22 protein-coding genes are annotated in these 19703 nt (G+C 67.6%); 10 read left to right on the forward strand and 12 right to left on the reverse strand.

Annotated elements, in window-relative coordinates; translation table 11 throughout:
* Window positions 1-57: 57 nt before the first annotated feature.
* From AC3A56_RS13585 to AC3A56_RS13600, 4 genes are read left to right on the forward strand one after another with little or no spacing between them, the layout of a single operon-like run.
* Window positions 58-756 carry an ABC transporter ATP-binding protein gene (locus AC3A56_RS13585; RefSeq protein WP_487770675.1) on the forward strand — a complete coding sequence of 233 codons (699 nt, stop codon included), beginning with the start codon at window positions 58-60 and terminating at the stop codon, window positions 754-756.
* Entirely contained in the window at window positions 740-2632 is a 1893-nt protein-coding gene (locus tag AC3A56_RS13590) for an HlyD family secretion protein (protein ID WP_487770676.1), read from the forward strand. Before AC3A56_RS13585 ends, AC3A56_RS13590 begins: the two co-directional genes overlap by 17 nt.
* Window positions 2629-3822 carry an efflux RND transporter periplasmic adaptor subunit gene (locus AC3A56_RS13595; protein ID WP_487770677.1) on the forward strand — a complete coding sequence of 398 codons (1194 nt, stop codon included), beginning with the start codon at window positions 2629-2631 and terminating at the stop codon, window positions 3820-3822. The genes AC3A56_RS13590 and AC3A56_RS13595 overlap by 4 nt, the downstream gene beginning before the upstream one ends.
* Entirely contained in the window at window positions 3819-5051 is a 1233-nt protein-coding gene (locus AC3A56_RS13600) for an ABC transporter permease (RefSeq protein WP_487770678.1), read from the forward strand. Before AC3A56_RS13595 ends, AC3A56_RS13600 begins: the two co-directional genes overlap by 4 nt.
* 15 nt (window positions 5052-5066) lie before the next feature.
* Here the strand turns inward: AC3A56_RS13600 and AC3A56_RS13605 are convergent, their stop codons facing one another.
* From AC3A56_RS13605 to glk, 3 genes are all read right to left on the reverse strand, one after another.
* A complete protein-coding gene (locus AC3A56_RS13605) occupies window positions 5067-5387 on the reverse strand; it encodes a hypothetical protein (RefSeq protein ID WP_056763520.1) in 321 nt (106 codons plus the stop codon).
* A gap of 266 nt (window positions 5388-5653) precedes the next feature.
* Window positions 5654-6337 carry an HAD family hydrolase gene (locus AC3A56_RS13610; RefSeq protein ID WP_056715989.1) on the reverse strand — a complete coding sequence of 228 codons (684 nt, stop codon included), beginning with the start codon at window positions 6335-6337 and terminating at the stop codon, window positions 5654-5656.
* A 31-nt stretch (window positions 6338-6368) separates the two neighbouring features.
* Window positions 6369-7385, reverse strand: coding sequence for a glucokinase (gene glk, locus AC3A56_RS13615; protein ID WP_056763523.1), 1017 nt, complete (start codon window positions 7383-7385; stop codon window positions 6369-6371).
* A 160-nt stretch (window positions 7386-7545) separates the two neighbouring features.
* Between glk and hemB the strand changes: the two genes are divergently transcribed.
* Together hemB and AC3A56_RS13625 are read left to right on the forward strand one after the other, a co-directional pair.
* The gene (gene hemB / locus AC3A56_RS13620) at window positions 7546-8538 is read left to right on the forward strand and encodes a porphobilinogen synthase (protein ID WP_487770679.1); all 993 of its coding nucleotides are present in this window, start codon (window positions 7546-7548) and stop codon (window positions 8536-8538) included.
* A 57-nt stretch (window positions 8539-8595) separates the two neighbouring features.
* The gene (locus AC3A56_RS13625; protein WP_487770680.1) at window positions 8596-9258 is read left to right on the forward strand and encodes a hypothetical protein; all 663 of its coding nucleotides are present in this window, start codon (window positions 8596-8598) and stop codon (window positions 9256-9258) included.
* Window positions 9259-9399: 141 nt separating this feature from the next.
* Here AC3A56_RS13625 and AC3A56_RS13630 read toward each other — a convergent pair whose 3' ends face one another.
* From AC3A56_RS13630 to dnaG, 3 genes are all read right to left on the reverse strand, one after another.
* Complete coding sequence (locus tag AC3A56_RS13630; RefSeq protein ID WP_487770681.1) at window positions 9400-10401, reverse strand: bile acid:sodium symporter family protein; 1002 nt, start codon at window positions 10399-10401, stop codon at window positions 9400-9402.
* 9 nt (window positions 10402-10410) lie between these two features.
* Window positions 10411-11031, reverse strand: coding sequence for a DedA family protein (locus tag AC3A56_RS13635; RefSeq protein WP_056717976.1), 621 nt, complete (start codon window positions 11029-11031; stop codon window positions 10411-10413).
* A gap of 130 nt (window positions 11032-11161) precedes the next feature.
* On the reverse strand, window positions 11162-12898 hold the full coding sequence (gene dnaG, locus AC3A56_RS13640; RefSeq protein WP_487770682.1) for a DNA primase: 1737 nt from the start codon (window positions 12896-12898) through the stop codon (window positions 11162-11164).
* A gap of 88 nt (window positions 12899-12986) precedes the next feature.
* Here dnaG and AC3A56_RS13645 point away from each other — a divergent pair, with 88 nt between their 5' ends.
* Entirely contained in the window at window positions 12987-13625 is a 639-nt protein-coding gene (locus AC3A56_RS13645; protein ID WP_487770683.1) for a GNAT family N-acetyltransferase, read from the forward strand.
* On the opposite strand, the gene AC3A56_RS13650 is transcribed toward AC3A56_RS13645, so the two are convergent.
* Window positions 13622-13792, reverse strand: a complete 171-nt coding sequence (locus AC3A56_RS13650) for a DUF1328 domain-containing protein (RefSeq protein WP_082542842.1) — start codon at window positions 13790-13792, stop codon at window positions 13622-13624. The genes AC3A56_RS13645 and AC3A56_RS13650 overlap by 4 nt on opposite strands.
* 151 nt (window positions 13793-13943) lie before the next feature.
* On the opposite strand from AC3A56_RS13650, the gene AC3A56_RS13655 reads away from it, so the two are divergent.
* On the forward strand, window positions 13944-14240 hold the full coding sequence (locus AC3A56_RS13655) for a hypothetical protein (protein ID WP_056768149.1): 297 nt from the start codon (window positions 13944-13946) through the stop codon (window positions 14238-14240).
* Between the two features lie 24 nt (window positions 14241-14264).
* Here the strand turns inward: AC3A56_RS13655 and AC3A56_RS13660 are convergent, their stop codons facing one another.
* Together AC3A56_RS13660 and rpsU are read right to left on the reverse strand one after the other, a co-directional pair.
* Window positions 14265-14711: a GatB/YqeY domain-containing protein gene (locus AC3A56_RS13660; protein ID WP_056717981.1), complete on the reverse strand. Its 447-nt coding sequence runs from the start codon at window positions 14709-14711 to the stop codon at window positions 14265-14267.
* Window positions 14712-14913: 202 nt separating this feature from the next.
* Entirely contained in the window at window positions 14914-15129 is a 216-nt protein-coding gene (gene rpsU, locus AC3A56_RS13665) for a 30S ribosomal protein S21 (protein ID WP_007081639.1), read from the reverse strand.
* A gap of 101 nt (window positions 15130-15230) precedes the next feature.
* On the opposite strand from rpsU, the gene tsaD reads away from it, so the two are divergent.
* Complete coding sequence (tsaD, locus tag AC3A56_RS13670) at window positions 15231-16262, forward strand: tRNA (adenosine(37)-N6)-threonylcarbamoyltransferase complex transferase subunit TsaD (RefSeq protein ID WP_487770684.1); 1032 nt, start codon at window positions 15231-15233, stop codon at window positions 16260-16262.
* 121 nt (window positions 16263-16383) lie between these two features.
* On the opposite strand, the gene AC3A56_RS13675 is transcribed toward tsaD, so the two are convergent.
* Genes AC3A56_RS13675 through AC3A56_RS13685 form a run of 3 tightly spaced genes read right to left on the reverse strand, consistent with a single transcriptional unit; the run spans window position 16384 to window position 18860 of the window.
* On the reverse strand, window positions 16384-17103 hold the full coding sequence (locus tag AC3A56_RS13675) for a pseudouridine synthase (protein ID WP_487770685.1): 720 nt from the start codon (window positions 17101-17103) through the stop codon (window positions 16384-16386).
* A gap of 21 nt (window positions 17104-17124) precedes the next feature.
* On the reverse strand, window positions 17125-17901 hold the full coding sequence (locus AC3A56_RS13680) for an ABC transporter permease (protein ID WP_487770686.1): 777 nt from the start codon (window positions 17899-17901) through the stop codon (window positions 17125-17127).
* Complete coding sequence (locus tag AC3A56_RS13685; protein WP_487770687.1) at window positions 17898-18860, reverse strand: ABC transporter ATP-binding protein; 963 nt, start codon at window positions 18858-18860, stop codon at window positions 17898-17900. Before AC3A56_RS13685 ends, AC3A56_RS13680 begins: the two co-directional genes overlap by 4 nt.
* A gap of 91 nt (window positions 18861-18951) precedes the next feature.
* Between AC3A56_RS13685 and AC3A56_RS13690 the strand changes: the two genes are divergently transcribed.
* A complete protein-coding gene (locus AC3A56_RS13690; protein ID WP_056768164.1) occupies window positions 18952-19698 on the forward strand; it encodes a ferredoxin--NADP reductase in 747 nt (248 codons plus the stop codon).
* Window positions 19699-19703: the final 5 nt, after the last annotated feature.

Here is a 19703-nt window from a genome sequence, read left to right on the forward strand (position 1 = left end):
CGCCGCTGTCCCACAAATTACTTGTCAAAGCAGTCAACAGCCGCAAGACTCGGGGAAGTGTTCGACGGGGGCGGCAACACGATGGTGCGCATGGAGGCGGTGACACGTCATTACCGGATCGGCGGGCAGCTCATCGCCGCGCTGGACGGGGTCAGTTTCGCGGTGCCGCAGGGCCAGTTCATGGCCATCGTCGGGCCGTCCGGTTCGGGCAAGTCCACCTTGCTCAACATGCTTGGTTGCCTCGACCGCCCGGACAGCGGTCGTTACCTGCTGGATGACGTCGACGTCTCCACCTTCGACGACGAGCGCGCCAGCGACTTCCGCAACCGGCGCATCGGCTTCGTGTTCCAGTCATTCCACTTGCTGCCGCGTTTGAGCGTGCTGGAGAACGCACTGCTGCCCCGGCGCTTCCTGCGCGGCTCCGACGAAGGGCTGGAGCAGCGCGCCCACGAACTGCTGCAGCGGATGGGCCTGCAGCGGCATCTGGCGCATCGCCCGGGGCAGCTGTCCGGCGGCCAGATGCAGCGCGTGGCGATCGCCCGCGCCTTGCTGATGAAGCCGGCCCTGCTGCTGGCCGACGAGCCTACCGGCAACCTCGATTCGAAGAGTGCCGCCGACGTGCTGGCCCTGCTCGCCGAGGTACATGGCGATGGCCAGACCGTGGTGATGGTCACTCATGACGCCGACGTTGCCGCGCGGGCGCAGCGCCAGATCAGCCTGCGCGACGGGAGGATCGAGCATGATTCGGCGGCTTGAGGCGCTGGCGCTGCTGCTCCTGCTGCCGCCGCTGGCATCGGCGACGGTGTTCAGCGGCGAGGTGCAGGTGGCCGGCGCACAGGAGATCTTCACGCCGCCCTCGATGAGTTCGCCGGTGGTGTTGCGCTATTACATCGCCGACGGCGCGAAGGCGAAGCCCGGCGACGTGCTGCTGCGCATCGACGCCGGTCCGGCCGAGACCCAGCTGCGCACGCTGCAGGCGCAGCTCGACCAGGCCATCGCCAAGAACGCCAAGGAAATCGCCGAGCTCGAACTGAAGCAGGCCGACGCTGAACTCGCACTCGCCGATGCCCAGGCCGAACGCGACACCGCGGCGGTGGACGCGGTGATCCCCAAGTCGCTGATCTCGGCGCTCGACTACGACCGCCACCAAGGCGAGATGCAACGCACCGAGCGCGCGCTGGCGCTGAAGAAGCAGGAGGTGGCCCAGGCCATCGCCGCGGTGACGAGAAGGCGGCAGGACAGCGAGCTGGAACTGGGCAAGCAGCGCGCCTCGCTGGATTTCTACCGGAAGCAGGTGGCCGGCGCGGTGGTGCGCGCCAGTCACGCCGGCACCGTGGTGCACGGCTTCGACGACGTGTTCGGCAATGGCGGCCGTTACGAGGAGGGTTCGACCAGTTTCCCCGGCGTCAAGGTCGGCGAGCTCGTGGGCGAGGCCAGCGGTTACACCGTGCGGGCCTGGGTGCTGGAACCGGATCGCCCGGGCCTGCGCGTGGGGCAGCCGCTACAGTTGCACGTGGACGCCCTGCCGGGCAGCAGCCTGCGCGGCAGCATCACCAGCATCGCCGGTGCATCGGCCAGCAAGGATGCCTGGGGCGACGGCCGTTACTTCGAGGTCGACATCGCCTTGCCCGCCGGGATGAACCTGCCGTTGCGCCAGGGCATGAGCGTTCGCGTCGACAGCGACCTCGATGATCCGCAGCCGCACGCCGGCGCGTCGGGTGGCGGCATGCTGGCGCCGCTGAAGGCCGATGGCGAGGTGTTCGCCCAGCGCAGCCTGGCGATCTCGCCGCCGTCGGTGGATGGCCTGTGGCAGATGACGGTGAGCCAGATGGCCGGTGATGGCGAGTCGGTGAAGAAGGGCGACATGCTGGTGGCGTTCGAGGCCTCCGAGGTGGTCAAGAACCTCACCGCCAAACAGGGCGAGCTGGCCGAAAAACGCCGCAAGCAGGAACAGCTCAAGCTTGACCTGGCCGATCGCGCCCGCGAAGCCGAGCTGGCCACGGCGCAGGCACGGGCCGAGATGGAGAAGGCGCGGCGCAAGGCCGATCAGCCGAAGGATTACATCGCGCGGGTGGATTACCAGAAGCTGGTGGTGGCGCGGACCAAGGCAGAGCGGCGGCTGAGCCTGACCGCGCAGCGACAGCAGGTGGCGGCGCGCGAGCGCAGCGCCGAGCAGGCCATGGCCGATGAGGACGTGGACGCGCTGGAAACGGAGGTCGGCAAGTTGCAGGAGTCGCTGGGCGCGCTGACCGTCAAGGCGCCGCGCGACGGCATCGTGGTGCACGAGGACAGCTGGCAGGGCGGCAAGGTCGATGTCGGCACGCAGATCTGGCGCGGCCAGTCGGTGGCGCAGATGCCCGACCTGTCGACGCTGGCCGTGCGCGCCGCACTGCCCGAGCGCGAGCTCACCCGGGTGAGCAAAGGACAGCGCGTGCGCGTGCTGGTATCCGGCGGCGATCGCAGCCTGTCGGGCGTCATCGCCGAAATCGGTGGCACCGTGCACAGCAAGTCGCGGGTCGAGGCGATACCCGTGGTCGATCTGATCATCCATCTGGACCAGGGCCAGCCACGCCTGAAGCCGGGCCAGCCGGTGCGGGTCGAGATCACCGCGGCGGCGGGAGCGAAACGATGAGCCGGTACGCATGGCTGCTGCTGTTCCTGCTGGGTGGATGCACCCATGCAGACGCCGATCACACCGTGCTGGAACAAGCGCACGCGGGGCCGCTGGAATTCAGCGTGCTCGGCGAGGGCGAGCTGCATTCGACCCGGCCGACGCCGCTGCTGGTGCCCGGCAAACAATGGAGTTCGCGCCAGCTGAACTGGATGCTGCCCGACGGCAGCACGGTGGAGAAGGGCGAGCTGGTGGCGCGGTTCTCGGCCGACCAGAGCAAGCAGGATCTGCTGGAAGCCCAGATCGACCTGCAACGCAACGCGCTGGCGCGTGCCGGCAAGCAGGCCGAACTGGATGACAAGAATGGCCAGCTCGATGTCGACCTGATCCAGGTAGCGGCGCAGCACGCGATCGCCGCGCGCTACGCCAACGCCAGCCTCGACGCGATGGCGCGCAACGACATCCTCGACGCGGTGCAGGACGTGCACTACCTCGACGTGCGCCAGCGCATCCTGCAATGGCGCGAAGACCAGTCGGCGTCACGCGGAGCCGCCGAGCTGGCCGTGCTGGATGCCCAGCGCAACAGCTTCGAAACCCTGGCGAAGCAGAAGCAGGCCGATCTGGAGGCGCTGGAACTGCGCGCCCCGCATGCCGGCGTGCTGGTGCTGGAAAGGGACTGGAGCGACCAGGTGCCGCACGTGGGCGGCAGCCTCTACGCGGGCAACACCTTCGCCAGCCTGCCCGACCTGGCGGCGCTGGAAGTGCAGTTGAGCGTGCCGCAGATCGAGGCCCAGGGCATTCGCGTGGGCGACGTGGTGCAGCTGCATCGCTGGGGCATCCCGGCGCAGACGGTGAGCTCCCGCATCAGCTGGATCGCCTCGGCGGCGCAACCGCGCAGCCGCGACAATCCGGTGAAATACCTGTCGCTCAAGAGCACCCTGCCGGCTGACGTGGCGCGGCGCTACGGGTGGATTCCCGGGCAGCGCTTCGTCGGCAAGATCATCCTGCTGCAGGCGCAGGGCTACAGCGTGCCGAACATGGCCTTGAGTCACGACGACGGGCACGACAGCGTGCAGGTGCTGGCCGGCAACGAAGTGCGCACGAAGCGGCTGAAGCTGGGCGTGCGTGGCGCCACCCGCACCCAGGTGCTCGATGGACTCCAGAGCGGCGACCGCATCCTGCTCGCCGGCAAGGCCGGGGAGGCAAAATGATTTCCGCATTGTGGCGCGAGGCCATCGAGGAACTGTCGCGGCGCAAGCTGCGCACCCTGCTGACCCTGCTCGGCATGATCTTCGGCGTCGGCGCGATCGTGGCCATGCAGGGTGTCGGCGAAGGCAGCCGGCGCGAGGCGCTGAAACTGGTCGACAGCCTGGGCCTGCACAACCTGATCGTGGAAGCGAAAAGCCAGGACGGCGATGCGCTGAAGGAAGCCCGCGCCCGCAGCATCGGCCTCACCGTGGCCGATGCGCGCGCGGCGCTCGACGTGGTGCCTTCGGCCGAACGCTACGCCGCCGAAAAGCGGGTCAAGCGCTGGGACGTCTACAGCGATGGCGGACATGCCGACGCCGAGATCAGCGGCATCAGCCCGGACTACTTCCAGCTTGCCTCGCTGCATCTGGCCGAAGGCCGCGCGCTCACCGCGGACGATGATGCGGGCCTGGCTCCGGTGGCCGTGCTCGGCCACCAGGTGGCGCACGACCTGTTTCCCGATGGCAAGCCGCTGGGCCGGCTGTTCAAGGTCAACCAGGTCTGGTTGCGCGTGGTCGGCGTGCTGGCCGATCGCGACCTGGGCCAGGACAAGTTCGAGGGCGTGGCGCTGGGGGCGGAGAGCAATCGCGTTTTCGTGCCGCTGGCCAGCGCCCGGGCGCGCTTCCGCTTCCAGCCGATGGAGGACGAGGTCGACCGCTTCCTGCTGCGCCTGAAGGACCCCGAAGGTCTGGCTGCCGGCGCCCGCGTGCTGACCGCCCTGCTCGACCAGCGCCATGCCGGCGTGGGCGATTACCGGCTGATCGTGCCGCAGCAGTTGTACCGGCAGAACCAGAAGACCCAGCGCATCTTCAGCGTGGTGATGGGCTCGATCGCCGGCGTGAGCCTGCTGGTCGGCGGCATCGGCATCATGAACATCATGCTGGCCAACGTGCTGGAGCGCCGCCGCGAAATCGGCCTGCTGCGGGCGATCGGTGCGCGCCGGCAGGACATCGTGCAGCGCTTCCTGCGCGAGGCGCTGGTGATCTGCCTGGCCGGTGCGCTGGCCGGCCTGCTGTTCGGCGCCCTGCTGGCCTACGCGATCGCGGCCTTCGCCGGCTGGCAGGTGGCGTGGGCACCGATCGGCGTGATCGCCTCGGTGCTGGCCTGCGTGCTGATCGGGCTGGCCTTCAGCATCTACCCGGCACGCCAGGCGGCGGCACTGGACCCGATCGCGGCGATCCGCGACGAGTAACCGGCAATCCGGATGTCAGGACGACTGCGGCGGCAGTCGCGTGCGCAGCAGGGCGTCCACCGACTGCTGCCATTCCGGTGAGCCGGGTTGCGACTGCGGCGCTTCCTCACCCAGCTTGCGCTGCACCGCCTGGTTCCATTCGGCCGAACCCTGGTCCGGGCCGTGGCCGTCGTCGCTGATATGCAGGGATTGATCGACCCAGGCATACCACTGGGCGGAACCGAGTGCGGCATTGGCCTTCGCTCCCTGGGCGGTAGCGGCTTCCGGCGGCGCCGGCGCCGGCGAGCAGGCGGCGAGCAGCAGGGCGAGCGGCAGACTGGCGAGAAGTCGACGCATGGGCGGCTCCCTTGGCGATGAGTGCAGGATGCAGCGGAGCCTACTGCGTCGCCCGTGGTCGGTGATTAATTTTTCATGAGATGGCGCGTGGCGATTCAGCTGCCGCGCGTGCGCTCAGAACCTGCGAAGAAAACCACTTCCCGTGTTTTCTTCCATCGCGAGTCCGGTACACGCCCGGACTCGCTCACGCGGATCAGTCACTTGCGTGACCGATCCGCGTCCGGCCATCCCTGGCCGGACTTCGAGATTGAAGAAATCACAACCTCTCAGTCGCGCGCCGCCACTTCGTCCACGTGGCGCAGCAGGTCGGCCGGATCGTCATACACGCGGAACGCGCCCGACTGCTGCAGCTCGGCCATGCCGTAGCCGCCGCTGAGCACGCCCACGCCCAGCGCCCGGGCGCGCTGGGCGGCCAGCATGTCCCACACGCTGTCGCCGATCACCAGCGACTGGCGGATGTCCACGCCGAGGCGTTCGGCGGCGGCGATGAACAGGTCCGGGTCGGGCTTGGCGTGACGCACCTGGTCACGCGTCACCACCGGCACCTTCGCCGGGTCGACGCCCAGCGCCTGCAGGTTGGGCGCGGCGGTTTCCATCCGCCCGCTGGTGGCGATCGCCCACGGGATGTCCTGCGCGGTGAGGTAGTCCAGCAGTTCGCGCGCGCCGGGCAGCGGTCGCACGGCACCTTGCGCATGCTGTCGGTTGAACGCCTCGGCATGCCAGCGGCGCAGGCGTTCGAGGCGGTCCTCGGTGATTTCCAGCCCGGTCTCGCGCAGCAGCATGTGGGAAAACAGTCCGCCACTCATGCCGATCTTGCGATGGATGCGCCACACCGACAGCTCCACGCCTTCGCGATCCAGCGATTCCTTCCACGCCAGCACGTGCTGGTACACGCTGTCGATCAGGGTGCCGTCGAGGTCGAACAGGAAGGCGGTGTCGCGGCGGGGCATGGGGGACTCCGTGCTGGATCGGTAGGTGGTTTCAGGGCCGCTGCAACAGCGACCGCCCCGACTCCAGCACCGCCAGCGCCGCCGCGCCAAGCAGGCCCGGTTCCGGATTCATGATCGCCTGGGTCGGCACTTTTTCCATGATGTCGCGGAAGCGGCCCTTGGCTTCGAAGCGCTCGCGGAAGCGGCCGCGTTCCAGCCACGGCAGCAGGATCGGGATCAGCCCGCCGGTGAGATAGACGCCGTCCCACGCGCCCAGCGTCAGCACCAGGTCGCCGGCGACGCTGCCGAAGATGCCGGCGAAGGTTTCCACCGTGCGCGTGCACAGCGGGCAGCTGCCGTCCTTCGCGCGGGCGGTGATGTCTTCCGGTTTCAGGTCGGCGGGTGTCGCGCCGACCATGTGGCAGATCGCGTCGTAGAGGTTGACCAGGCCCTGGCCGCAGATCAGCCGCTCGTTGGAGACGCGACCGTACTTGTGGTTGAGGTAGTCGAGGATCGCGATGTCTTCCGGCGTGTGCGCGGCAAAGCCGGCGTGGCCGCCCTCGGTCTGCAGCACGCTGCAGTGGCCGGCGCGCACCAGCAGGCCGCCCACGCCCAGGCCGGTGCCCGGCCCGACGATGGCGAAGGTCTGCTCGGCCTCGGCGCCGATCACCGGTCGCGGCAGCGTGCCCACGTCGACCAGGTCGTCGCCGTGCAGCAGGGTCACCGCCATGCTCTGCGCGGCAAAGTCGTTGACCAGATGCACGTACTCCAGGTCCAGCGCGCTGGCGGTCTGCTGCGCCGAGATCGCCCACGGATTGTTGGTGACCTTGACCGTCTCGCCGTCCACGATGCGCCCGGCCGCAGCCACGATCGCGCGGCGCACTTCCAGGCCGGTGTCGGCGAGGTACTGCTTCGCGGTGGAAACCAGCGAGTCGTGCTCGGCCACGCGGTAGCGCCGGATGCTGTCGGTGATCAGCGGCTTGTCGCGCGAGGGGTCGGCCACGCCGAAACGGACATTGGTGCCACCGAGATCGACCAGCAGGGTGGGGGCGCTGCGAGACTGGCTCATGGAGCTTCCTGACGACGTGAAGCGACAAGCCTGCCGGCCCGCTGGCGGTTAGTCCAGTGTTTTGCTCACCGTACGGCGCAGAATGGCCGGGCCGGTACATTCGGTGGAGGCTCGCCGCAACGGCGTAAAATGGGCGGATGCCCCGCCACGAGACCACGCCATGAGCTTCCCCGCCATCCGCATGCGCCGCATGCGCCGCGACGCCTTTTCCCGCGCCCTGATGCGCGAGCACACCTTGCTGGTCAGCGACCTGATCATGGTGGCCTTCGTGATCGAGGGTGAAGGCCAGCGCGAAGCGGTGCCGTCGATGCCCGGCGTCGACCGTCTCTCCATCGACGAGTTGCTGAAGCTGGGTGGCGAATGCGTGCGCCTGGGCATCCCCGCGCTGGCGCTGTTCCCGTCGCCCGGGGCCGACGTGAAATCACTCGACGCCAGCGAAGCGTGGAACCCCGACAACCTGATGCATCGCGCCACCCGCGCGCTGAAGGCGAAGTACCCCGAGCTGGGCCTGATCGGCGACGTCGCGCTCGACCCGTACACCACCCACGGCCAGGACGGCCTGATCGACGACACCGGCTACGTGATGAACGAGCCCACCGTCGAGGCGCTGATCAAGATGTCGCTGGCCCAGGCCGAGGCCGGCATGGATTTCGTGGCGCCGTCGGACATGATGGACGGCCGCATCGGTTCCATCCGCGAGGCGCTGGAAGACGCCGGCCACATCCACACCCGCATCCTCGCCTACTCGGCGAAATACGCCTCCGCCTTCTACGGCCCGTTCCGCGACGCAGTCGGCTCGTCGGCCAACCTCGGCAAGGGCAACAAGCACACCTACCAGATGGATGTCGGCAACAGCGACGAGGCGCTGCGCGAGGTCGAGCTGGACATCCTCGAGGGCGCCGACGCGGTGATGGTGAAACCCGGCATGCCGTACCTCGACGTGTTGCGCCGGGTGAAGGACACGTTCGGCGTACCGACCTTCGTCTACCAGGTCAGCGGCGAATACGCGATGTTGAAGGCCGCCTCGCAGAACGGATGGCTGGACGAGAAGGCCGTGGTGCTGGAGTCGCTGACGGCGTTCAAGCGCGCGGGGGCGGATGCGATTCTGACCTATTACGCGGTGGACGCGGCGCGGTGGTTGCGCGGGGAATGACCCGCTCTGCCCGATGCACAAAGGCATGTCCGAAGTCGGCGGTCGACAGGTGCTGCCATGGTTAATCAGGGCAAGAAACGGGTCGTCCCAGTGATCGTCTTGCTGTGCGCCATGTTGTGTCTGTGCGTGGGTTTATGGGTTCGGGATCGCTTGGTGGTGAAGGTGCAGGGGTCGGTGATTGCGCGCGCGCTGACGGCATCTACTCCGGCCGGTGTCGAGGCTGCCCGGAGCTACCCCGCCGAGACCGTTGGCGTGGACGAGGCTGGTACCCATGTTCGCCGCTTCCTCCAGAAAGCCGGCTACACGTACGCCGCGTTCAACGGCGAATTGCTTGGTGCTGATCGCGGCGAGTGGGGTGGGGAGCTGGTGTTTCGTGATGCAAGCGGGGCGGTGCAAACGTTACTCAGGCAGAACGTGCGGGGCATCGTGGGCATGCCGTTCGGCGTCGTTGTCTTCACCGGGTTGTCCCATATGGGGCATGGTGCCGGCGCCATTTTTCGCGTGGAGCAGCGCAACGATGGTGTCGTTGTCGCGACGCCACTGCATTCTCTTCGCGGTGCTCCGGGTGATGTGCGGTGGACAACGCGCGGTGATCTGGTGTTTACGGTCGATTATGTGTCTCGTGGCAGACTCTTCGGAGGGATGCATACGCAATGTTTCCTGCTGAAGAGATCAGGTGGCCTTCGAAGGCAGCCTTGCCTGGCCATCGCAGGTGCATAGCAAAAGAGCAGGAATGCCAGCAGGAGCTCTCGTCCTCCTGCTCTGAAAGCGGCAAGGGCATCGCGGACAGAGTTCGCCCGGACCCGATCATGGGCGCAACCTCGCGCCTAGGGAACGGCCGCTCGACGACGGGCCCTCGAATCAATCCGCTTCGCGATCATCCCCGCCATCGATATGCGCTCCGCGCGCCGCATAGCGACGCGCCACCACCGCGCATACCATCAGCTGCAACTGATGGAAGATCATCAGCGGCAGTACCAGTGCGCCGAGGCCGCCGAGCTGGCCGGCGAACAGGATCTTGGCCATCGGGATGCCGCTGGCCATGCTCTTCTTGGAACCGCAGAAGACGATCGTGATCTCGTCCTCACGGGAAAAGCCCAGCCGTCGTGCGGCCCAGGTCAGGATGGGCATCATCAGCGCCAGCAACAGGCCGCACATCGCCAGGGTGGACAGCAGCGCCGAGAGCGGCGTGTCGCGCCACAGGCCTTCCACCACCGCGGCGCTGAAGGCGGTGTAGACCACCAGCAGGATCGTGCCGCGGTCGGTGTAGCCAAGCACGGGCTTGTGCCGATCGATCCAGCCACCGATCCAGCGCCGCGCGCCATGGCCGAGCGCGAACGGCAGCAGCAACTGCAACACGATGTCCAGCACGCCGTGCCACGAGGCGCCGCCGCCACGGGTGGCCAGCAGCAGGCCGACCAGCAGCGGGGTCAGCGCGATGCCGATCAGGTTCGACATCGAGGCGCTGACCACGGCGGCCGGGACATTGCCGCCGGCGATCGAGGTGAACGCGATCGACGACTGCACCGTCGAGGGCAGCGCGCAGACGAACAGGAGGCCAAGGTAGAGATCCGGCGTGAGCAGTGCGTGGCCCAGCGGCCGCAGGGCCAGGCCCAGCAGCGGGAACAGCACGAAGGTGCCGGCGAACACGGTGAGGTGCAGGCGCCAGTGGGCCAGCCCCTGCATGATGGCCGAGCGCGGCAGCTTGGCGCCGTGCAGGAAGAACAGCAGCGCGATGGCTGCGTCGGTGATCACGTCGAAGGTTCGCGCCAGCTCGCCCCGGCAAGGCAGCAGCGAGGCCAGTACGACGGTGGCGAGCAGGGCGAGGGTGAAAGGGTCCGGCAGCAGGCGACGCGACGACATGTCGGGGATTCAGTCCAGCCCGCACTGGTCGCGGTGCTTCCTGCGCCACCACAGCACCAGTCCGATCACCGCGAGAATGCCGACCAGGGCCCACAGGCTGCTCTGGCCGCGATGGATCCACTTCACCAGCCATGCATGGTTGTCGGCGCCCAGGAAGCCCAGGTAAACCCAGAACGGCACGCTGATCAGCGCGGCTACGGTGTCGATCAGCAGGAAGCGCAGGAACGACACGCGATGGGTCATGCCGGCGGTGAGGTAGATGGTGGTGCGCATGCCGGGCAGGAAGCGGGCGAAGAACAGCACGCGGTTGCCATAGCGCTGGAACTTGTCCTGCACCCTGCAGTAGCGCGAGGGCGTGAGGATGCGCGCCACGAAACGCCACTTCAGGATGCGCGCGCCGTAATGGTGGCCCAGCAGGAAGATCGCGCAGTCGCCCAGCAGCACGCCGAACATCGCCAGGGCGACCATCACGTGGACGTTCGCATAGCCCAGTCCGGCGATCACGCCGCCGGCGACCAGGGTGATGTCTTCGGGCAGGGGCAGGCCGGCGCCACAGATCATCAGCGCGAGGAAGACGGCGAGGTAGCCGTTCTCGGCAAAAATCGTGACGAGCTGTTGCAACAGATCCATCAGTAATCCCGTGCGTTCCGCGGAACACGCCGGGACGAAGCCCGAGATGATCCCACACTCGCATTGTCGCCCGCAGCGACAGCCAGGATGGCGCGGGCGCAGGGCCCGGACCTGCGGCAGTTCACCGCAGTCACGCCGAGGCCACCGGCGGGCGCACGCGGGCGGCCAGCAGTTCGCGCAGTTCGGCCTTCTCGGCGCTGTCCAGCGTGCCTTCGCGGCTCTTCGCGGTCAGCGCATCGCGGCGCTGGGTGACCGCCTGGTCTTCCATGCGCTGCAGCGCATCGAAGAATTCCGCCGCTTGGGCCTCGGGTTCGCCGACGACCGTGGTCGCCATCAGTTTTTGCAGCGACGGGTAGGCTTCGCGCTCGGCAAAATGCTCCACCAGCATCGCCGGATTGATGCCTGGGCGGGCGCGCGCCAGGTCGAGCAATTCGGCCAGCAGCTCCACGCCGGGCTTGTCCAGGCGCAGGAAGCGATAGGGCCTTTCCACCTGGTCGGCCAGGCCAGGCTGGGCCAGCAACAGCGAGATCGCGCTGCGCACCAGGCTGCGCTGCACCGCGGTGGGGCGTTGCAACGCGCGGTGCGCGGCCGGGTCGGCCTGCAGCATCGCCCGCGCGCCGCTGCGTTTTTCCAGCTCCTGCGCCATCAGGTCGCGGAACGCGCCGTCGGGCAGTTTGCCGATCAGCGGACGAGCGCGCTCGGCCAGCCGGGCGCGGCCGTCGAGGCTGGCCATGTCGACGTCGTGCGACAGTTCGTTGAAGAAATAGTCCGATAGCGGCATCGCTTCCCGGATGCGCTTCTCGAAGCCGTCCTTGCCCTCCTTGCGCACCAGCGAGTCCGGGTCCTCGCCGTCGGGCAGGAACAGGAAGTACGCCTGGCGACCGTCGCGCAGGCGCGGTAGCGCCGATTCCAGCGCCTTCCAAGCGGCGGCGCGGCCGGCGCGGTCGCCATCGAAGCAGAACACCACGTCCGGCGCGGCACGGAACAGCACCTCGGTGTGTTCCGGCGTGGTCGCCGTGCCCAGCGTGGCCACCGCGATCGGCAAGCCGGCCTGGTGCAGCGCGATCACGTCCATGTAGCCCTCGACCACCACGATCCGCAGCAGGTTCGCGTTCGCCTGCTTCACCTGCCACAGCGCGAACAGCTCGCGGCCCTTGTGGAACAGCGGGGTCTCGGGAGAGTTGAGGTACTTCGGGGATTGTTCGGAGCTCAGGACGCGGCCGCCGAACGCGATCACCCTGCCGCGGCGGTCGAGGATCGGGAACATCAGCCGCTCGCGGAAGCGATCGTATTTGCTGCCGCGCTCGCTGGAGGCGACCATGCCGGCCTCGTTCAGCAGCTCCATCCGGCGCGGCGTGTTGCCCAGCGCCTTGATCACGCCGTCGTAGCCGGCCGGTGCCCAGCCGAGGCGGAAACGCCTGATCGTCTCGGCGTCCAGTCCGCGCTTCTTGCAATAGGCCTGGGCATCGCTGCTGCGCGGCAGCTCGCCTTCGTACCAGCCGGCGGCGGCATCCAGCAGCGCGTAGAGATCGGTCTTGTCCTCGCGCGGCACCGCTTCGCGGCCGCCTTCGCGGGGCACGGTCAGGCCCACCGTCTGGGCCAGTTCCTCGACGGCGTCGGGAAACTCCAGGCGGTCGTAGTCCATCAGGAACTTGATCGCGCTGCCGTGCACGCCGCAACCGAAGCAGTGGAAGAACTGCTTGGCCGGGCTGACGTAGAACGACGGCGAGCGCTCGTTGTGGAACGGGCAGCACGCCGTCCACTCGCGTCCGGCCTTCTTCAACGGCACCCGCCGCTCGATCACGTCGACGATGTCGACGCGGGCAAGCAGTTCATCGATGAAGCTGTCGGGGATCAGGCCACGCATAAGCGGCCTAGTTTAGTCGGTCGGCGCCCCCGCCGCGTCCGCGGACTGCGCTAATCTCGGCCGGGGTCTCAACGGGAATGTGACGACGATGGCTGGATGGCTGTTCCGCCCGGCGGCCGCCTCCGACGTGGAGGCGGCGGTGCCGCTGATCCATAGCTCGGGGCCGGCGGCCTTCGACTATGTTTTCGCGGTGCCGGACGTGGGTGATGCGCAGGCCTTTCTGCGGCGGGCCTTCGTCGACGGTGCGGGCGAGTTCGGCTGGCGCAACCACGTGGTGGGCGAGCGCGACGGCGTGGTGGTAGCGGTCGGGGCGGGCTACGGCGGCGACACCAAGTGGCCGTTCACCCTGGCCGCGGCGCGGCAGATCGTGCGCCATTACGGCTGGCGCCATGCGCCCGGGGTGATCGGGCGTGGCCTGCGCACCGAGTCGGTGATCCCGCCGCCGGCCGGCGATCTGTATTACCTGGGACATCTGGGTGTGAGTCCGGCCCTGCGCGGCAAGGGTGCGGGCACCGCCCTGGTCGCCCACCTGCTGGCGCAGCGGCCGGCGGCTGCGCTCGGCCCCGTCGTGCTGGACGTGGCAATGACCAACCCCGATGCCCAGCGCCTCTATCAGCGGCTGGGGTTCGGGGTGACCGCCGAGCGCCCATCGACGCTGGCCAATCCGCAGGGCCGCGTGCCGGGCCACCGGCGCATGCAATGGCAGGCGCCGGCGGAGCACGCCTAGAGGATGTGGAAGACGCCGATCACCGCCAGCACGGCCAGCAGGAACAGGATCACGAAGCAGGCGAACAGCACCTTGGCGATGGTCGCGCTGGCGCCCGACACGCCACCGAAGCCGAGCCAGCCGGTGACCAGCGAGATGATGGCGAAAATGATGGCCCACTTCAGCATGACGATCTCCTGCAACTGCGGGTTAGGCACGGCGGGACTCCACCGGCTCGGTTTGCTTTGTAGCGCCAGAGGCGTGAAGCCGATGCATCACGCCACTTGCCCGCACCAGCTGGCCGCGGCAAGCTGCGCGGCCAGCCGGGAGTGACGAATCGTGGTGATCATCGCGGTGATGATGGTGAAACAGCGGAAGATCGTCCGCGCGTTCGAGCGGGCGGCGGCAACCACGCCCGCCACCGCGTGCCGCCCGGAACAGCTGGGCCTGAAGCAGGGCATGGCCTGGTATTCGCTGGTGCAGCACGCGGTGTTGCGCTGCCCCGGCGAGGGGCGCTATTTCCTGGACATGGCGAACTGGCAGCGGCTGCGCAAACGGCGCCAGCGCGTGGCGCTGGCCGTCATGGCGATCCTGCTCGGCCTGCTGGCGCTGATGGTGCTGCTGCGACAGGGCTGAGGCAGCGTACGCCGCGAACGGAGATCAGCCCGCCAGGCGGGTCTTGATGCGGCCCGACACCACGCCCATGTCGGCGCGGCCGGCGGCTTTCTCCTTCACCGCGGCCACCACCTTGCCCATGTCGCGCGGCGAGCTGGCGCCGGTTTCGGCGATCGCGGCGGTGATCAGCGCGTCGATCTCGGCCTCGTCCAGTTTGGCCGGCAGATAGGTCTCGATCACCACCATCTCGGCGCGTTCGATCGCCGACAGGTCGTCGCGACCGGCCGCATCGAACTGGCTGACCGAGTCCTTGCGCTGCTTCATCATCTTCTCGAGCGTGGCCAGCACCTGGACGTCGTCGAGTTCGATCCGCTCATCGACCTCGCGCTGCTTGATCGCGGCCAGCATCAGCCGGATCACGCCCAGCTGGTGCTTTTCGCCGGCGCGCATGGCGTTCTTCATGTCTTCGGTGAGCTGCTGCTTGAGCGTCATGGGCGGGGCCTTATGGGATGAATGGACCATTCTACGGAAACGACAAAGCCGGCGTTGCCCCTGGGGACAACACCGGCCATGTCGTATCGGCTGTGCCTGCGGTGGCTGCGAGCGGCTCTCGTCGAAGAGCTGGCGCCGACCGTGTTTCCGGGTGCGCAGCGCCGGGGCGCCGCATGACCTGCCGGACGGCAGGTCGGGAAACTCAGTACAGGCGAACCTTGCGCGAAACGTCGCGCGACAGACGGCGCAGGTGACGCTTCACGGCGGCAGCGCGCTTGCGCTTGCGTTCCTGGGTCGGCTTCTCGTAGAACTCGCGCTTGCGCGTTTCGGCAAGGACGCCGGCCTTTTCGCAGGTACGCTTGAAACGACGCAGTGCGATCTCGAACGGCTCGTTCTCGCGAACTTTTACGTTGGGCATGGAAACTCCGGGTGGTAATCTGCCTGCTCTTGCAGGACAGCTGAATGTGGTGAGCCGGGAATTATACCGTGCATGACGAAGAATTTTCAAAGGCCGGGCCGATGAAGCCGATTCTGGGCATCGAGAGCTCCTGCGACGAGACCGGCGTGGCGCTGTTGCGCTGGCAACCGGACGCGCCCGGGAAGGGGCTGCTGGCCCATACGCTGTACAGCCAGATCAAGCTGCACGCCGATTACGGCGGCGTGGTGCCGGAGCTGGCCAGCCGCGACCACGTGCGCAAGCTGGTGCCGCTGATCCGCGAGGCGCTGGCCGAGGCCGGGTTGACCGTGCAGGACCTGGGCGGGGTGGCCTACACCGCCGGGCCGGGTCTGGTCGGCGCCCTGCTGGTCGGTGCGTCGCTGGGCCGCGCGCTGGCCTGGGCGCTGGGCGTGCCCGCGATCGGGGTGCATCACATGGAAGGCCACCTGCTGGCGCCGCTGCTGGAGGAAAACCCGCCTGAGCCGCCGTTCGTGGCCTTGCTGGTGTCCGGCGGCCATTCGTTGCTGGTCGAGGTGAAGGCGATCGGCCAGTACACGATCCTGGGCGACACCCTGGATGACGCGGCCGGCGAGGCGTTCGACAAGACCGCCAAGCTGATGGGCCTGCCATATCCGGGCGGCCCGGCGCTGGCGAAACTGGCCGAGCAGGGCACGGCCGGCGCGTACCGATTCTCCCGCCCGATGACCGACCGGCCCGGGCTGGATTTCAGCTTTTCCGGCCTGAAGACCCAGGTGCTGCTGGCCTGGCAGAAATCCGACCAGAGCGAGCAGACCCGCGCCGATATCGCCCGCGCCTTCCAGGAGGCGATCGTCGACACGCTGATCATCAAGTGCCGCCGCGCGCTGGAAGCCAGCGGCGCGCGCCGGCTGGTGATCGCCGGCGGCGTGGGCGCGAACCGACATCTGCGCAGCGAGCTGGCCAGGGCCGGCGAGAAGGACGGCTTCCGGGCGTATTTCCCCCGGCTGGATTTCTGCACCGACAACGGCGCGATGATCGCGCTGGCCGGCGCGATCCGCCTGGCCAGCGGCCAGCATCAGGACGAAACCATCCAGGTACGCCCGCGCTGGGATCTGCAGACGCTGCCGGCGGCATAGCGCGGCATGGCGATGGGCGGGTACCGCCTTTTTGCCGTCATTCCCGCGAACGCGGGAGGCGCTTTATCAACAGCGAAGCTGGCCACCCATCCTGATTTTCAGGATGCAGGCGCTTGGGTGCTCACCACTGCGTGCGCCCCGGCAACAGCCCCTTCAGCTCCGCTTCGGTGAGGTTGCGCCACTGGCCGGGTTTCAGATGGGCCAGCTTGACGTTGTCGATGCGCACGCGGCGCAGCTGGGTCACCCGGTAGCCGAACGCGGCGGCCATCAGCCGGATCTGGCGGTTGAGGCCCTGGGTCAGCACGATCGAGAAGCCGAACTTGGCGATCCGGCGCACGCGGCAACGCTGGGTCATCTGGCCGTGGACGCGCACGCCCTTGCTCATGCCGGCCAGAAATTCGTCGGTCACGGCCTTGTTCACGCCGACCAGATATTCCTTCTCGTGGTGGTTCTCCGCGCGCAGGATCTCGTTGACGATGCCGCCGTTGCTGGTCAGCAGGATCAGCCCCTCGGAATCCTTGTCCAGCCGGCCGATCGGAAAGATCCGCTGCGGATGGTCGATGAAGTCCACGATGTTGCCGTCCACGCCCTGGTCGGTGGTGCAGGTGATCCCCACCGGCTTGTTCAGCGCGATATAGATCGCCTTCTTCGCGCCCGGCGTGGCAGCGAGCACGCGCGCCTTGACGATCTCGCCATCGACGCGTACCTCGTCGCCATCCAGCGCCTTCGCACCGGTCGTGACCACCTCGCCGTTGATGCTGACCCGACCGGCCAGCAGCAACTCGTCCGCCTCTCGGCGCGAACACAGGCCGGCTTCGCTGATGTACTTGTTGACGCGCATGTCGGCTCCTACCCACTGCTCTCAGGATCGAAGCCCCACGCCCCGTCGCAGCAACTGCAGCGCCGCCATCGTCAGTCCGGCGATGAACACCAGCATCACCGCGAACGCACCGCCCACCGACACGTCGCTGATGCCGAGCACGCCGTAGCGGAATGCGTTGACCATGTACAGGATCGGGTTGGCGTGGGAGATGGCGCGCCACGGTTCGCCCAGCATGTTGATCGAATAGAACACGCCGCCGAGGTAGGTCAGCGGGGTGATCACGAAGGTCGGCACCAGCGCGATGTCGTCGAACTTGCTCGCGAATACCGCATTGATGAAGCCGGCCAGCGCGAAGATGACCGCACCCAGGGTGACCGCGGCCAGCGCCACCAGCGGATGTGCCACGTGCAGCGAGGTGAAGAACAGCGCCACCAGCAGCACCAGCGCGCCGACCACCAGGGCGCGTGCCACCGCACCGATCACGTAGCCGTAGAGGATCGCCCAGTTGGCCATCGGCGACACCAGCATTTCCTCCACCGAGCGCTGGAACTTGGCGCCGTAGAACGAGCTGGAAATGTTCATGTAGCTGTTGTTGATGACGCTCATCATCACCAGCCCCGGCACGATGTACTGCATGTAGCTGAAGCCGCCCTCGACGATGCCGATGCGGCTGCCGATCAGCTTGCCGAAGATGATGAAGTACAGCGTCATCGTGATGATGGGGGGGATCAGCGTCTGCGTCCAGATGCGCACGATCCGCACGATTTCGCGGCGCGCCACGGTGTACAGCGCGACAAGGTTGGTCGAGGCGTTCATGCCGCTTTCTCCCGGGCCGGTGCACGGCCTTGCTCGACCAGCCGCACGAACAGCTCCTCCAGCCGGTTGGTCTTGGTGCGCATCGAGTTCACCGTGATGCCGCCGGCGGTCAGTGCGCCGAACAGTGCGTTGAGGTTCTGCGTGCGCGCCATTTCTGCCTCCAGCGTGCGCTCGTCGATGCGGCGGAAGCCGATGCCGTCCAGTTGCGGCAGCTCGGGCGGCACCTCGCTGACGTCGAGCACGAAGGTCTCCACGTCCAGCGTCGCCAGCAGGCGTTTCATGCTGGTGTTCTCGATGATGGTGCCGTGGTCGATGATCGCGATGTTGCGGCACAGCGACTCGGCTTCCTCCAGGTAATGCGTGGTCAGGATCACCGTGGTGCCGGCCGCGTTGATCGCGCTGACGAACTGCCACATCGAGCGGCGAATCTCGATGTCGACGCCGGCGGTGGGTTCGTCCAGGATCAGCAGCTTCGGCTCGTTCATCATCGCGCGGGCAATCATCAGCCGCCGCTTCATGCCGCCGGACATCTCGCGCGCCTGGTGGAAGGCCTTGTCCCACAGGCGCAGTTCCTTCAGGTACTTTTCCGCGCGCTCCGCAGCGAGCTTGCGCGGGATGCCGTAGAAGCCCGCCTCGTTGACGCAGATGTCGAACGGCTTCTCGAACTGGTTGAAGTTGATCTCCTGCGGCACCAGCCCGATCAGCTTCATCGCCTCGCTGCGCTGATGGTTCACCGACACGCCGAACACCTGGGCGTCACCGTCGGTGGCGTTCACCAGCGACGACAGGATGCCGATCAGGGTCGACTTGCCGGCGCCATTGGGGCCGAGCAGGGCGAAGAAATCGCCGGGCTGCACGGTCAGGCTGATGCCTTTCAGCGCTTCGACGCCATTGCGATAGGTTTTGCGCAGATTGTCGACGACAAGTGCGGGTGCCGTGGGGCGGATTTCCGGGGACATGGGCTGCACCGAGGGGGTTAGCCCTTATTATAGCGGGCCAAGCCGCACCGCCCGAGCCTGTCTGGCGGCACACACTGTTTCCGGAAACCCCATGGCCGATCATTTCCAGCTCCGTCTTGTCGACAGCGTCATGCTGGCGCCCACCGTGCGCCACCTGGTGTTCGAGCGCGTCGACGGCCAGCCGCTGGCCTTCCAGCCCGGCCAGTTCCTGCAGGTGCATTTCCACTACGACGACGGCACCGCGACCAAGCGCAGTTATTCGGTGGGCAGCGTCGGCGACGGCAGTTCACCCGTGCAGCGCATTGAGATCGCAGTGAGCTATGTCGACGGCGGTGCGGCAACCAAGTTGCTTGGCGGGCTGGCACACGGCGGCGTGATCGACGCCAGCGGCCCGTACGGCCGCTTCTGCCTGCAGGAAGCGGACACCCATCCGCGCTACCTGCTGCTGGCCACCGGCACCGGCGTCACCCCGTACCGCGCCATGCTGCCGCAGATCGAAAAGCTGCTGGCCGCCGGCGACCGCGAAGTGGTGCTGCTGTACGGCGCCCGCAACGAAACCGAGCTGCTCTACGGCGAAGAGTTCGAAGCCTTCGCGCAAGCCCACCCCGGCTTCCACTTCCATGGCTGCCTCAGCCGAGAAGCCCGCGCCGTGCCTCGCAGCAGCGACCGCAGCGGCCATGTGCAACACGTGCTGGCCGAACTCGGCCCCCACGCCGACCGCGACATCGCCTACCTGTGCGGCAACCCGAACATGGTCGACGCCGCATTCGCCGCGCTGCAGGAGTTCGGCCTGCCGGTGAAGCAGATCAGGCGCGAGAAGTACATTTCGTCGCGGTGAGGTGC

Source organism: Rhodanobacter sp. Soil_C_14, from assembly GCF_057657335.1.

Excerpts from the sequence above, each read along its gene's own strand:
- AC3A56_RS13590 (WP_487770676.1), top strand. The coding sequence starts at position 740 with ATGATTCGGCGGCTTGAGGCGCTGGCGCTGCTGCTCCTGCTGCCGCCG.
- AC3A56_RS13595 (WP_487770677.1), top strand. The coding sequence starts at position 2,629 with ATGAGCCGGTACGCATGGCTGCTGCTGTTCCTGCTGGGTGGATGCACC.
- AC3A56_RS13600 (WP_487770678.1), top strand. The coding sequence starts at position 3,819 with ATGATTTCCGCATTGTGGCGCGAGGCCATCGAGGAACTGTCGCGGCGC.
- AC3A56_RS13605 (WP_056763520.1), bottom strand. The coding sequence starts at position 5,387 with ATGCGTCGACTTCTCGCCAGTCTGCCGCTCGCCCTGCTGCTCGCCGCC.
- AC3A56_RS13610 (WP_056715989.1), bottom strand. The coding sequence starts at position 6,337 with ATGCCCCGCCGCGACACCGCCTTCCTGTTCGACCTCGACGGCACCCTG.
- glk (WP_056763523.1), bottom strand. The coding sequence starts at position 7,385 with ATGAGCCAGTCTCGCAGCGCCCCCACCCTGCTGGTCGATCTCGGTGGC.
- hemB (WP_487770679.1), top strand. The coding sequence starts at position 7,546 with ATGAGCTTCCCCGCCATCCGCATGCGCCGCATGCGCCGCGACGCCTTT.
- AC3A56_RS13625 (WP_487770680.1), top strand. The coding sequence starts at position 8,596 with ATGGTTAATCAGGGCAAGAAACGGGTCGTCCCAGTGATCGTCTTGCTG.
- AC3A56_RS13630 (WP_487770681.1), bottom strand. The coding sequence starts at position 10,401 with ATGTCGTCGCGTCGCCTGCTGCCGGACCCTTTCACCCTCGCCCTGCTC.
- AC3A56_RS13635 (WP_056717976.1), bottom strand. The coding sequence starts at position 11,031 with ATGGATCTGTTGCAACAGCTCGTCACGATTTTTGCCGAGAACGGCTAC.
- dnaG (WP_487770682.1), bottom strand. The coding sequence starts at position 12,898 with ATGCGTGGCCTGATCCCCGACAGCTTCATCGATGAACTGCTTGCCCGC.
- AC3A56_RS13645 (WP_487770683.1), top strand. The coding sequence starts at position 12,987 with ATGGCTGGATGGCTGTTCCGCCCGGCGGCCGCCTCCGACGTGGAGGCG.
- AC3A56_RS13650 (WP_082542842.1), bottom strand. The coding sequence starts at position 13,792 with ATGCTGAAGTGGGCCATCATTTTCGCCATCATCTCGCTGGTCACCGGC.
- AC3A56_RS13660 (WP_056717981.1), bottom strand. The coding sequence starts at position 14,711 with ATGACGCTCAAGCAGCAGCTCACCGAAGACATGAAGAACGCCATGCGC.
- rpsU (WP_007081639.1), bottom strand. The coding sequence starts at position 15,129 with ATGCCCAACGTAAAAGTTCGCGAGAACGAGCCGTTCGAGATCGCACTG.
- tsaD (WP_487770684.1), top strand. The coding sequence starts at position 15,231 with ATGAAGCCGATTCTGGGCATCGAGAGCTCCTGCGACGAGACCGGCGTG.
- AC3A56_RS13675 (WP_487770685.1), bottom strand. The coding sequence starts at position 17,103 with ATGCGCGTCAACAAGTACATCAGCGAAGCCGGCCTGTGTTCGCGCCGA.
- AC3A56_RS13680 (WP_487770686.1), bottom strand. The coding sequence starts at position 17,901 with ATGAACGCCTCGACCAACCTTGTCGCGCTGTACACCGTGGCGCGCCGC.
- AC3A56_RS13685 (WP_487770687.1), bottom strand. The coding sequence starts at position 18,860 with ATGTCCCCGGAAATCCGCCCCACGGCACCCGCACTTGTCGTCGACAAT.
- AC3A56_RS13690 (WP_056768164.1), top strand. The coding sequence starts at position 18,952 with ATGGCCGATCATTTCCAGCTCCGTCTTGTCGACAGCGTCATGCTGGCG.